At 63.5% G+C, this 13,154-nt stretch carries 11 protein-coding genes; all 11 read right to left on the bottom strand.

Annotated elements, in window-relative coordinates; genetic code table 11:
- Positions 1–96 precede the first annotated feature (96 nt).
- The 11 genes from QP609_RS00055 to dnaA all read right to left on the bottom strand — a co-directional run bounded on the left by QP609_RS00055 (position 97) and on the right by dnaA (position 13,154).
- The gene (locus QP609_RS00055; protein WP_005411740.1) at positions 97–510 is read right to left on the bottom strand and encodes a biopolymer transporter ExbD; all 414 of its coding nucleotides are present in this window, start codon (positions 508–510) and stop codon (positions 97–99) included.
- A gap of 3 nt (positions 511–513) precedes the next feature.
- Positions 514–939, bottom strand: a complete 426-nt coding sequence (locus tag QP609_RS00050) for a biopolymer transporter ExbD (protein WP_005421196.1) — start codon at positions 937–939, stop codon at positions 514–516.
- A 61-nt stretch (positions 940–1,000) separates the two neighbouring features.
- Positions 1,001–1,762 carry a TonB-system energizer ExbB gene (gene exbB / locus QP609_RS00045; protein WP_005411738.1) on the bottom strand — a complete coding sequence of 254 codons (762 nt, stop codon included), beginning with the start codon at positions 1,760–1,762 and terminating at the stop codon, positions 1,001–1,003.
- A 94-nt stretch (positions 1,763–1,856) separates the two neighbouring features.
- Complete coding sequence (locus QP609_RS00040; protein ID WP_172601398.1) at positions 1,857–2,414, bottom strand: energy transducer TonB; 558 nt, start codon at positions 2,412–2,414, stop codon at positions 1,857–1,859.
- 254 nt (positions 2,415–2,668) lie between these two features.
- A complete protein-coding gene (locus QP609_RS00035) occupies positions 2,669–3,862 on the bottom strand; it encodes a tetratricopeptide repeat protein (protein ID WP_014035419.1) in 1,194 nt (397 codons plus the stop codon).
- Positions 3,863–3,994: 132 nt separating this feature from the next.
- A complete protein-coding gene (locus QP609_RS00030; protein WP_014645409.1) occupies positions 3,995–4,801 on the bottom strand; it encodes a M48 family metallopeptidase in 807 nt (268 codons plus the stop codon).
- Between the two features lie 71 nt (positions 4,802–4,872).
- Positions 4,873–5,721, bottom strand: coding sequence for a type II CAAX endopeptidase family protein (locus tag QP609_RS00025; RefSeq protein ID WP_046433405.1), 849 nt, complete (start codon positions 5,719–5,721; stop codon positions 4,873–4,875).
- A 67-nt stretch (positions 5,722–5,788) separates the two neighbouring features.
- Positions 5,789–8,248 (bottom strand): DNA topoisomerase (ATP-hydrolyzing) subunit B, encoded by a 2,460-nt coding sequence (gyrB, locus tag QP609_RS00020; protein WP_014645407.1) that lies wholly within the window; start codon positions 8,246–8,248, stop codon positions 5,789–5,791.
- A gap of 112 nt (positions 8,249–8,360) precedes the next feature.
- The gene (gene recF, locus QP609_RS00015) at positions 8,361–9,455 is read right to left on the bottom strand and encodes a DNA replication/repair protein RecF (RefSeq protein WP_046433401.1); all 1,095 of its coding nucleotides are present in this window, start codon (positions 9,453–9,455) and stop codon (positions 8,361–8,363) included.
- 991 nt (positions 9,456–10,446) lie between these two features.
- On the bottom strand, positions 10,447–11,547 hold the full coding sequence (gene dnaN / locus QP609_RS00010) for a DNA polymerase III subunit beta (protein WP_058983147.1): 1,101 nt from the start codon (positions 11,545–11,547) through the stop codon (positions 10,447–10,449).
- Between the two features lie 275 nt (positions 11,548–11,822).
- Positions 11,823–13,154, bottom strand: coding sequence for a chromosomal replication initiator protein DnaA (dnaA, locus tag QP609_RS00005; protein WP_014645405.1), 1,332 nt, complete (start codon positions 13,152–13,154; stop codon positions 11,823–11,825).

Below are 13,154 nucleotides of genomic sequence, written 5' to 3'. Positions count from 1 at the left end.
GCCCAACCCGTGCGCCACGACGAGAACACAAAAAAACGCCCCTGTTTCCAGGGGCGTCTGCAGTCGCGTCATGACTGTTGTATTGCGGTGTAGCGTTTACTGCTGCACAAATCCGATCTTCTTCATCTGAGCATTCTTCGCGGCGGCCAGAACCTTGGCCATCACGTCGTACTCGGAATCCGGGCTGGCGTCGATGCGCAGTTCCGGCTGGTTGGTCGGGTCACGCTGGACCTCCTGCTCCATCCGCTGCTGCAGCTCGCTGGTATTGATCGGGCTGTTGTTCCACGAGACCTGGTTGCTGGCGTCGATCTTCAATTCGATCGGCGGCGGCGGTTCGACCAGCTGCGGCGGTGGGTTGAGCACGCGCTGCGGCAGGTCCACGGCGATCGGGTACGTCATGATCGGCGCGGTCACGATGAAGATGATCAGCAGAACCAGCATCACGTCCACGAGGGGCGTGACGTTGATGTCTGCCATGGGGCCCTTGCCACCACCACTACTGAATGCCATGGCTTATTGCCCCTTTTCTTTGGTCGCAACGAAGCCGACGTCCAGCATGCCCTGTTCCTGCGCGACCTTGGTCAGGTCGTTGATGACGCGCATCTTGGTGGTGCGGTCACCACGCAGGTTCAGCGGCGGCTGCGGGGTCTGCTGTGCGGCGGTCGCCAAGCGGGACTCGAGAGTCTGCTTGTTGATTTCTTCGTCGTTCCAGTAGATCGAGCCGTCTTCCTTGACTGCCAGCGTGATCGGGTTCGGACGCTTTTCAGCATCTTCCGGCTTCTGGATCAGGTTGGCTTCCGGCAGATCCACCTTGACCTTGTGGGACATCAGGGGCGCCGTGATGATGAAGATGATCAGCAGCACCAGCATCACGTCCACGAGGGGCGTAACGTTGATGTCGGCCATGGGGCCGCCGCTGTTACCACTACTGAAAGCCATAACGGGCTCCGTCTAGATCTTGGTGACTACTTACTTCGTCGCTGGGTGACGCGCGCCGCAATTAGCGGACGCGCGAACCGGTGGCGAAGAAGTCGTGCAGGTCGTGCGCGAAGGTATCGAACTTGCTGATGGTCGCGCTGTTGATCTTGCTGAAGAAGTTGAAGGCGAACACGGCCGGGATTGCGACGAACAGACCGATCGCGGTCATGATCAGCGCTTCACCCACCGGGCCGGCAACGGCGTCGATCGAAGCGGAGCCGGTGGCACCGATCTTGATCAGCGCGCCGTAGATGCCCCACACGGTACCCAGCAGACCGACGAACGGAGCGGTCGCGCCGACGGTGGCCAGCAGGGTCATGCCCGACTGCAGCTTGTTGCTTTCGCGGGTGACGGCCTGGCGCAGAGCGCGGTCGACGAACTCCGAACGGCTCAGGTTCTCACCGACGCCGCCGGTAGCACCGCCTTCAGCGCGCTGGTGGTGGGCAGCGGCCTGGGCAGCGTCCAGGGCGATCTTCGAGAACGGCTCCGAAGCCGGCTGCTCTTCCATCGCACGGATGGCGTCCTGCGCGTTCGGGGTGTCCCAGAACAGGCTGACGACGCGGTCAGCGGCGCTCTTCAGGCGGGTGGCACGGAAGATGTTGATGACGGTCCAGTACCAGGACATGGCCGACATGGCGATCAGGGTCAGCAGCACGACCCAGGAAACCGCGAAATCACCCGGCTTGGTGGTCATTTCGTGGATCAGGTGCTCGAAGCCCATCTGCGACAGGGCGTTGGACGGATTGCCCCCGGCAGCAGCGGCGATGAAAATTTCCTGCAGCATGACGCTTACCTTTGTTGTGTGTGGTGATAAAGGGTGTAGCTAAGCTAAACAATCGAACCGGGAGCGGGGGTGGCCGGAGGGCCACCCGGACGCATCAGTTCAGCGCAAAGTTGACCGGGACGCGAACGCGACCTGCCGCCTTCTTACCGCCAGATTCAGCGGCGTTGAAGCGCCACTTGCGAGCTGCTTCCATCGCAGCACGGTCCAGGTCGCGGTTACGGCTGGACTTTTCCACCGTGACATTGGTGACGTTGCCGTTGGCATCGACATCAATGATCAGGATCACTTCGCCCTGGATACCCGCGCGGAAGGCGGCCGGCGGATAGCGCGGCGGATTCATGGCCTTCGACGAGATGTCCACGCTGGCCTCGATCGAGGTCGGCGGAGCCGGCGGCGACGGGGGCGACGGCGGGGTGACGATATCGTTCGGGCGCGGCTCCGGCACGTCCACGACCGGCGCCTGCGGCGGCGGCGGTACGGGCGACGGCTTCGGCGGCGACAGATTCTTCACCGGCGGTGGCGGAGTATCCTGCGGCGGCGGCGGCGGCGGCGGCGGTGGGGGCGGCGGCGGCGCGTCGACGATGGTCACCATGACGTTGCGCTCCTTCTCCGCGACGGCCTTGGGAGCCACGGCGGGAATGAGGAGCATCATGAAGGCGGCCAGATGCAGGGCAATTACAAACGCGATGCCGACGATGCGAGGCCAGCTCAGCCCCTTGTCATCGGGTTGTTCGTACCGGTGAACGACTAGTTGTTCCGTCATGCGCCAAGAGCTCAATAGTGGGGCCGGAATCCCGGGGGCGGGATCCCTGATCAGCGGTGCATGACACCGCAGGAACCTCCAAGCTTATACCAATCCTGAGCGCCTGCGCATCAACTGAGCAGGCATTCAGGCGTTATTCCTACTTACTTCAGGTTGATGATTTTTTTGGCATCCGCCTGGTTCTTCACGCCCTTCGCCAGCGCCTGCTGGGCGGCCTGCTTGGCCTCGGGGACGCGACCTTCGGCATGCAGGACGCGTGCCAGGTTCAGGTAGGTCTCACCGTCCTTGGAGAGCGGGGCAGCCTTCTGCCACGCATCGATCGCCTGCGGCACCTGGTCGGAGTAGTAGTAGGACTGGGCCAGCGCCAGGTAGACCTGGTAATCCGGCTTCAGGATGCCCTTCTGCAACCCTTCGTTGATGACCGCGATGACGTCCTTTTCCTTGTTCTCGGTGTTGGCATAGATCGAGTACAGCTGCTTGTACTCGCGCTCTTCGGTGAGCTGGCCGCTGCTGCGCAGCTTGTCCATCACCGCGGCGGCCTTCGGCATCTGGTCAGCCTGCATGTACATGTTGGCCAGATTCAGCTGGGCCTTCTTGTCCGTCGGGTTCTTGGCCGCCAGCGCTTCTGCGGCCTGCACGGCCTCACCGGTCTGGCCGGCTTCGGACAGGGCCGCCATCAGCAGCTGGTTCCAGTTGTCCTTCGGCTCGGCGGCGCCGGCGATGGCCTGCTTCAGCACCGGGATCGCTTCCTGGTAGCGCTCCAGCTGGTACAGCGCCTGGCCCTTGGCGATCAGCTCTTCCGGCTTGGTCGACTTGCTCTCTGCGAAGTACTTGTCCAGGGTGGCCAGGCCTTCGGCGGTCTTGTCTTCCTGCAGCTGCAGCTGGCCCAGCATCAGCATCGACTGGAAGTGGCCGTTGTTGTCCAGGCCGTTGAACTGGATCACCTGCTTCAGATACGCGATGGCGCCCGGCACGTCGTCGGTCTGGTAGGCGGCCTGCGAGGCCAGCTGCGCGGCCAGCGACTTGTCGTACTCGTTGGAAGCGCTGTCGGCCAGGATCGCGTCAGCCTGTTCGCGCGTCTCCGGGAACTTTTCCTTGTTGTAGCTGTCGATCATTTTCTGCAGCTTGCTGCCCATCTTGGCCGAGGCCTTGGCGGTCGGCTCCTGGCGGGTCGCATTCGGGTACAGCGGTTCGGCCTTGGCCTGCTTGCTGCTACCGCCGCGGCTGCCACGGTCGGAGGAACGCGAGGACTGCGCAAAGGCATCGGTGACCACGGCGCCGGTCAGGGCGGTCGCGACGAGGACGGAAAGCACAGCTTTGTGGTTACGGAAAATCATCGTTCACCTCGATCGAACCGCCGGATAGCGGCAAAGTCGGACTGTCAGAAAAATCTGAGCCGCCAAACGTATCAGAAACAGATGGCGTGAGAAATCGTTTTATGTGCTGCAATACAGCATAGAACTGCGCACTCATCCGCACTTTGGCCGCAGCCCGGCCGCCTGCGCCTGCTGGTAGACCGGCGTCAGGCCCGGTGCATCACGTCGCAGCTCCTGGATCCGGTTGGCCGGATCGGGGTGGGTGGACAGCCATTGCGGGCTGCGACCGCCGCTGGCGGCCATCATGTTCTGCCACAGGTCCACGGCCTGGGCCGGGTTGAATCCAGCCTGCGCCATCAGCCGCTGGCCAATCACGTCTGCCTCGCTTTCCTGCGTGCGCGAACCCGGCAGCAGGAAGGCCGCCTGCGCGCCCATCCCACCCAGCTGGTTGACCGTGCTGGCGGCGCCATCGCCATAGGCGGCACCGGCCAGCGCGCCCAGCACGGCCAGGCCGGTCTGCGCGCCCATCTGCCGGGTGATGCGTTCTTCGTGGTGACGCGCGATGACATGGCCGATCTCATGGCCGATCACGGCAGCCAACTGGTCCTGGTTCTTGGCGACGGTGAAAATGCCGGTGTTCACGCCCACTTTTCCGCCGGGCAGGGCAAAGGCGTTCGGTTCCTTGTCGACGAACACGGCGGTCTCCCACCGTACGCCACGGTACTGAGGCGGCAACTGCGCGACCAACGCGTTGACCACGCACTGCACGTAGCCGTTCTGGCGGCCATCGGTGCTGATCTTCTCTTTCTGCTTGGTCTCGGCAAACGCCTGCGCGCCGAGCTGGTCAAGCTGTGCCTGCGATACGCCGCCCACCATCTGCCGTCTTCCGGTTGGCGAGGTGGTGGTCGCACAGGCACTGACCACGGTGGTGATGACTAGAGCCAGCAGCAGTTGTTTCATGGGTCCGCCCCCGTGTTCATGTGCGCAGTGTGTAGCGTACCTGCTTAATCTTTCGTCAAGCGGGCACGGCGTTACGTTGACCCCAGGAACACCATTGCGGCGAGCGCCACCGCGTTGTTCAGCGCATGCGCCGTGATCGCCGCCCACAGGGTGCCGGTGCGGCGGTACAGCCAGCAGAAGGCGGCACCCATGCCGCCGTAGACCAGCCACAGCTGCGCCATGCCCAGCAGCGAGTTCTTGCTGACACCGGGCACTTCATGGACCAGGGCGAACGCCAGGCTGCTGAGGATGAGGCCCAGCCAGGGGCGGCCGGCCTGCCACAGGCGCCCGAACAGGACACGACGGAACAGCAGCTCTTCGTAGGCGGGGGCGAGGACGACCGCAAACAGCACCAGGAACAACGGGAAGCGCGCGATCGCGCTCTGCATCAGTTCCACGTTGGTCGGCACCGGCTCGATGCCGAACTGCTTGGAAAGGAAGGCGACGCCGTTGCTGCCAACCACGATCAGCGTGGCCACCAGCAGGGTCCAGCCCCAGGTGGAAGGACGCTGCAGCGCCTGTCGCGAGGCCAGGCGTTCGCCGGCGTTCGCCGGGCGCCGCCAGAAGTACAGCAGCAGCGCGGCACCACCGGTGGCGATCAGGGCCATCAGGATCTGGGCCAGGGCCCCGGGCTGGCCCACTGCCGCGCCGGCGCTGTCAGGTGTGAGTGCACCGCCATTGGCCGCGACGTTGGCGCGGCTGACCACGATCGCACGGTAGAAGCCCCAGAACAGTCCGGTGACCATGCTCAGGCCGACCAGGGTGACGGCGGCGATGCCCAGGTCGATGAAGAAACCTGCCAACGGTGCCACGGCGCGCGGCGGGGTAGACGGCGGCGGAACCGGAGGCGGAGCGGCGGAGACCGGGGCGGATGCGGACATCAGGTACCTGCGTTCAAGGGACGAAGGCCGGTGCAGCTCCCCGCGCACCGGCCAGGTCCCGATTGTGTCAGATATCCAGGTTGGCGACCTTCAGCGCATTGTCTTCGATGAAGTCACGACGCGGTTCGACCACATCGCCCATCAGGGTGCTGAAGATCTGGTCGGCAGCGACCGCATCCTCGATGCGCACCTGCAGCAGGCGACGGGTCTCCGGGTTCACCGTGGTATCCCACAACTGCTCCGGATTCATTTCACCCAGACCCTTGAATCGCTGGATCTGGCGGCCGCGCTTGGCCTCCTCGAGCAGCCAGTTCTGCGCCTTCGCGAAGCTGTCGACTTCGATCGACTTGGCGCCGCGGGAAATCGTTGCACCTTCGCGCACCAGCCCGTGCAGCAGCTTGGAGGCCTGGTGGATCGCACGCAGTTCGCCACTTTCGAACGCCGACAGCGGCAGCACCTGGATGTGCTCCTCGCCCATGTGGCGACGGGTCACCAGCACGGCGGCGGGGCGCTCCTCGTTGGCCTCCTGCAGTTCCAGGCTGAAACGCGGGCTGCCCAGGCTGCCCTGGTTGAGGCGCTTGGCCAGCGCATCCAGGCCTTCGCCTTCGCCCGCATTGCGCAGGCTGTCCATGTCCATCGGCACGAAATCGACCAGCGCTTCGAGCAGGTTGCGGTCATAGCGGTGGGCATTGCGTTCGATGGAATCGAGCGCGGCGGCATAGGCCAGCAGCAGCTTTTCCAGCGCCAGGCCTTCGATGCCCGGTTCGCCGGTGGCCGGCACCAGCGCGGCGTTTTCCACCGCACTGCTGGCCAGGTAACTGTCCAGCGCCGGGTCGTCCTTCAGGTACAGCTCCTGCTTGCCCTGCTTGATCTTGTACAGCGGCGGCAGGCCGATGTAGACGTAACCGCGCTCGATCAGCTCCGGCATCTGACGGTAGAAGAAGGTCAGCAGCAGGGTGCGGATATGGGCGCCGTCGACGTCGGCGTCGGTCATGATGATGATCTTGTGGTACCGCAGCTTGTCCGGGTTGTACTCGTCACGGCCGATGCCGGTGCCCAAGGCCGTGATCAGCGTACCCACCTGGTCGGAGGACAGCATGCGGTCGAAGCGTGCGCGTTCCACGTTGAGGATCTTGCCGCGCAGCGGCAGCACCGCCTGGTTCTTGCGGTTGCGGCCCTGCTTGGCCGAGCCACCTGCCGAGTCACCCTCGACGATGAACAGTTCGGACAGCGCCGGGTCCTTTTCCTGGCAGTCGGCCAGCTTGCCCGGCAGGCCGGCGATATCCAGCGCGCCCTTGCGGCGCGTCAGGTCGCGGGCCTTGCGCGCCGCTTCGCGTGCACGCGCAGCGTCGACGATCTTGCCGGCGATCGCCTTGGCTTCGTTCGGGTTTTCCTGCAGGAACTCTTCCAGGCGCGCGCCGAAGGCGTTTTCCACCGCCGGGCGCACGTCGGAGCTGACCAGCTTTTCCTTGGTCTGGCTGGAGAAGCTCGGGTCCGGCACCTTCACCGACAGCACCGCGATCATGCCTTCGCGCATGTCATCGCCGGTCAGGTTGATCTTGGCCTGCTTGGCGATGCCGTTCTGCTCGATGTAGTTGTTGAGCACACGGGTCAGCGCACCGCGGAAGCCGGCAAGGTGGGTGCCGCCGTCCTTCTGCGGAATGTTGTTGGTGAAGCAGTACATCGTCTCCTGGTAGGAGTCGGTCCACTGCAACGCCACATCCACGACGATGCCGTTGTGCTCGCCGGTGACCGAGATGACGTTCGGGTGCAGCGGGGTCTTCAGCTGGGCCAGATGCTCCACGAAGCTGCGGATGCCGCCTTCGTAGTGGAAGTCATCACGACGGCCATCGCCACGTTCGTCGGCAAGGACGATCTTGACGCCGGAGTTCAGGAACGACAGCTCGCGCAGGCGGCGAGCCAGGATGTCGTAGTGGAATTCCACGTTGTCGTGGAAGGCGACCGTCGACGGCCAGAAGCGCACGGTGGTGCCGCGCTTGGTGGTGGTTTCCAGCTTGGCCAGCGCGGTCACGGCGGCGCCGTTGCTGAATTCCTGCTGGTAGTGGAAGCCGTTCTGGAACACGTCCACCAGCAGCTTCTGCGACAGCGCGTTGACCACGCTGACGCCGACGCCGTGCAGGCCGCCGGACACCTTGTAGCTGTTGTCGTCGAACTTGCCGCCTGCGTGCAGGACGGTCATCACCACTTCGGCGGCCGACACTTCGCGACCGAGCTTGGCGCTCATCTGCTCGTGCTTGCCGGTCGGAATGCCGCGACCGTTGTCGGACACCGAGACCGAGCCGTCAGCATGGATCGTCACTGCAACGTGATCGGCGTGGCCAGCCAGGGCTTCGTCGATCGAGTTGTCGACAACCTCGAACACCATGTGGTGCAGACCGGTGCCGTCATGCACGTCGCCGATGTACATGCCGGGTCGCTTGCGGACAGCCTCCAGGCCTTCCAGGGCGGTGATGCTGTTGGCGTCGTAATTGCCGTTGTTTGCCGGGGTGTTCTGTTCGTCGCTCATTGCGCTTGCCGTAGGCTCCGCAGGTCGGCCACCGCTTGGAGCGATGCGCCGAGAATGAAAGGATTTCAACCCGAATTATACCAGCCGGGGTCGAGCGGCCCTGGTGTGCCCACTATGGCACAGCCACGATCTGTGCATGTTCCACGTGGAACCGGGCGATGTGGGTCAGTTCCTGCAGCGCCGCCGGCGTTTCGGTGGCGGTGATGAAGATCTGCGCCGGCCCACCGAGCAGGCGCTGCAGAACCCGCGTCTGGTGGGTGCGATCCAGCTCCGAGCCCAGATCGTCCAATGCGATCACCGGCCATTCGCCGCGCTGTTCCGCGTAGTCCTCGGCCTGCGCCAGCAGGCAGGCCAATGCCGTCAGCTTGGCCTGGCCGCGGGACAGCGCATCGCGACCCGGAATGCTGTGGAAATCCACGCTCCAGTCTGCCCGGTGCGGACCGACCGAGGTGTATCCGGCCTGGCGGTCACGTTCCCGGGCCAGAAGCAGCGCATCGGCCAGAGGGAGCTCGTGCCGACGCCAGCCCGGGCTGAGTTCCAGCGCCTGGATGCCGAGCTGCGGGGCCAGGCTGGAAGCCAGCGCCACGGTGCGCTGCTGCAGACGCTCCAGGTAGTGCTGCCGACGGCTGGTCAACGGTTCGCCGGCTTCAGCCAGTTCGTGATCCCAGGTATCCAGCATCCGCGACGGGCCACCTTGCTTGAGCAGGGCATTGCGCTGTTTCAGTGCCCGCGAATACCGGCGCCACAGGGACAGGAAATCAGGTTCCACGTGGAACAAGCCCCAATCGAGGAATCGGCGGCGAGGTTCACCACCACCGCTGACCAACGCATGGCTGCCTGGCTCGAATGTGACTACCGCAAGCGCTGCGCACAGATTGCCGAGCTGGGCCACGTCTTCGCCGTCCAGGCGCCCCTTCCAATCCTGGCCACTGTGCCGCAGGCCGGCCTTTCGGCGGTGCGGCGGGTGATTGGCACGTTGTTCGTCCCATTCCACGAAGATTTCCAGCGCTTCCTGGCCCTGGCGCACCAATCCATCGCGGACACGACCACGGAAGCTGCGCCCATAGGCCATCAGGTGCAGGGCCTCGAGCACGCTGGTCTTGCCGGCACCGTTGTCGCCGGTCAGCAGGTTCAATCCCGGCTGGGGCGACAGCTCCACCGCATTGAAGCGACGCAGTTGGTGCAGGGCGAGGCGGCGGATAAGCATGGGGCGCGAAAGACCATCCGCACGGGGCGGCAGAGGGGCAGGGAATCCATCAGCTTACTGCATCGGTCAAGCCGGACGTGCCCGGCCAGCTATCCGGCCAGCTATGGAGCAGTTACCGCAGGTCTGCCTGCGCCCTGACCGCTGGTTCCACGTGGCGCTGTTTCCTCATCCCAGCAGATGCGGGTCTCGGCAAGCCCGGAAATCCTTCGATTCTGCGAAGGGTAGCGGGGGTGTGAGCCTTGGATTTCGCCGATTTCAGGCGATGCCGTGGACAGCGCTTGCCTCGTCGCCGGCGAGTACCAGCGGATGAACCTGCAGATTCCTTGAAATCTACGGTCCCATGCCCTGGGCGGTTCCACAGATTTCAAAGAATTCAGACCGATCGTTCCACGCTGTCCACAGCTGCCCTGTATGACTTATACACAAGGTATGGGCAATCTGTGGATAAAAAAGCCCTTTTGCCATGCCTTCAAAACTATCCACAGGTTCCCCCCCAGGCTGGGAGGCCGATATACAGGGGGTTTCAGGTGCATAAATTTCTTTTAAATCAGTCAGATGAGGTGTTTTTCCACGAGATCTGGCTCTACCATCACCACCATGCTTTAGATTTATACCCAGATTTAGAAGCTAGGCTTGCCCCAGTCTGCATCGAATCTTCCCTGTGGACAGCGGCGTTTGCAGAGGGAAGTCCATCGCGCCGCGATGCAGGATCATCGGTCCCTGTCTGGCCAGATCTGGGGACAGGCGACGAGTATCGGTTCCTGCACCTGGACTTTCGATCAATCGCGACTCGTCATTGCTACGATCCAGCGATCCTGTTTTCAACGATCGAGACGAACATCCCGGAAAGGCAACGGATTTCAACCGAGCCTATCGACGGAAGTGACGTCGTCCGGAGAACTGCGTCTTCTCGATGCTCCACGTGGAACCTGCAAAAAAAACGCCCGGGAAGATCCCGGGCGTCGTTCGGTTCCACGTGGAACAGCAGCTGTCAGAGACGCAGCGGCATCACCACGTGGCGCGACTTCTCGCTGCTGGACTCACGTACAAGCGCCGAGGAGTTGGAATCGCGCAGCTGGACAATGACTTCCTCATCGCGCAGGGCGGAGAGAGCGTCCAGCAGGTAGTTCACGTTGAAGCCGATGGCCAGATCGCTGACCGTGGTGTCGGCTTCGATCTCTTCCTGGGCTTCTTCCTGTTCCGGGTTGTGCGCGCTGATCTTCAGGTTGCCCGGCGAGACTTCCACGCGGATGCCGCGGTACTTCTCGTTGGACAGGATCGCGGCGCGCTGAAGCGAGGCGCGCAGCGCTTCGCGATCAACCTTCACTTCACGGTCGGCACCGATCGGAATCACCGCTTCGTAGTCCGGGAAGCGGCCGTCGATCAGCTTCGAGGTAAAGGTGACATCGTCGCGCTTGACGCGCACGTGGCTGCGGCCGACTTCCAGCTCGATCTCGCGATCGCCGCTTTCCAGCAGTCGCTGCAGTTCGGTCACACCCTTGCGCGGCACGATGATCTGGCGCTTGGACCCACTGGGCTTGGCCAGATCGGTTTCACACAGCGCCAGGCGGTGGCCGTCGGTGGCTACGGTACGCAGAGCATCGCCGCGCAGGTCGAACAGCAGGCCGTTGAGGTAGTAGCGCACGTCCTGCTGGGCCATCGCGAACGCGGTGCGCTCGATCAGCTCCTTCAGGGTCGCCTCACCGATGGCCACGCGCTCGGTGGCTTCCACTTCATCCACCGACGGGAAGTCGTTCGAAGGCAGCGTGGCCAGGGTGAAACGGCTGCGACCGGCCTGCACGGTGATCTTGTCTCCGGTCTGCGAGACGGTGATCCGGCTGCCGTCGGGCAGGGCGCGGATGATCTCGAACAGCTTGCGGGCGGGAATGGTGGTTTCGCCGTCCTGGGCATCTTCAACCGCGATCCGCGACACCATCTCCACTTCCAGGTCGGTACCGGTCAGCGACAGCTGGCCGTTCTGCACCTGGACCAGGAAATTGGCCAGAACCGGAAGGGTCTGGCGGCGTTCGACCACGTTGACGACCTGTGCCAACGGCTTGAGAAAGGCTTCGCGCTGCAGTGTGAAACGCATGTGGTTCCGTGCCCCTATGCTTTAAAAAATGTGGAATAAATCAAAAGCTTGGTGGTGCTGGTAGAGACAGAATCGCTGGAAAACAATGCTAAGTCTTTGTAATCAAAGGTATTTCAGACCTCGAAACCCTCTGCATTACCGACCCCCAAGGGGTGGGGAAAGCTGTGGATAAATCTGGCGCGATTTCAAACGGCATTTTTATCCACAACGTGTCCCGCGCTTGCTACCGGATTCTGCACCGTTTTGTGCGATGACGCCTCATCGGCATCCGTGCATCATTCGCTCAGCTTCCGGATCAGCTTGTCCCAGTCCTCGCGGAGCTTGCCGTCGGTCTCCATCAGGGTCCGGATCTGGCGGCAGGCATGCAGCACCGTGGTGTGATCGCGACCGGCAAAGGCGTCGCCGATCTCGGGCAGGCTGTGCTCGGTCAGTTCCTTGGTCAGGGCCATGGCGACCTGGCGGGGACGGGCCAGCGAGCGGGTCCGACGCTTCGACAGCAGATCCTTGATCTGCAGGCCGTAGTAGTCGGCAACGGTTTTCTGGATGTTGGGAATGCTGATCGCCTGCTGCTGGGCGCGCAGCAGGTCACGCAGGGTTTCCTGGGCGAATTCGGTGGTGATCGCGCGGCCGGTGAAGTTGGCGCGGGCGGTCAGGGTATTCAGCGCGCCCTCGAGGTCGCGCACGTTGGAGCGCATCTTCTTGGCGATCAGGAACGCAACATCATCGGGAATCTCGGCACCGCGTTCGCGCGCCTTGGCCAGCACGATCGCGGCGCGGGTCTCGAAGTCCGGCGGTTCGATCGCGACCGACAGGCCCCAGGCAAGCCGCGACTTCAGGCGCGCTTCCAGGCCCTCGACTTCGCGCGGATAGCGGTCGCAGGTCAGGATGATCTGCTGCTTGCCATCGAACAACGCGTTGAAGGTGTGGAAGAACTCTTCCTGGGTGCGGTCCTTGCCGGCGAAGAACTGGATGTCATCGATCAGCAACGCATCCACCTGCTGGAACTGGCGCTTGAACTGATCCATGGTCTTTTCCTGCAGGGCCCGGATCATCGCGCTGAAGAACTGTTCCGAACGCAGGTACAACACCTTTGCACCTGGATTGGCCTGACGCATGGCGTTGCCGGCGGCGAACATCAGGTGGGTCTTGCCCAGGCCCGTGCCTCCGTACAGCAGCAGCGGGTTGTGCGCCCGGTCGCCCGGCTTCTGCGCTGCCTGGAAGGCGGCGGCCAGGCCCAGCTGGTTGCTGCGGCCTTCGACGAAGTTGGCGAACGTGTAGTGGCTGTCCAGATTGCCGGCGAAGGGCACCTGCGGTTCGCTGGACACATGCGCCGACGGCGTGGAAACCGGCGCGTTCTGCGCCTCCACAGGGCGCGGGCGCGAGCCGATTTCAAGAAAAACGTCGCTGAAACCGGCGAAATGCGCCAGCAGCTCGCGGATCCGGGCCAGGTACAGCTCGCGGACCTGGTCGACGATGAAGGCATTCGGTGCATACAGCACCAGGCTGTCCACGCGCAGATCGGCCTGCAGCGGCTTCAACCAGGTATGAACGTCTTCCGGCGGGAACTCCGCTTCGAGGCGCTCGAGACTACGGGACCAGGCATCCAT

Source organism: Stenotrophomonas sp. 8(2023) (genome assembly GCF_030345295.1).
Lineage (GTDB): Bacteria > Pseudomonadota > Gammaproteobacteria > Xanthomonadales > Xanthomonadaceae > Stenotrophomonas > Stenotrophomonas muris.
The sequence above is the reverse complement of the archived record's forward strand: the minus strand, read 5'-3'. Positions and strand labels throughout refer to the sequence as shown.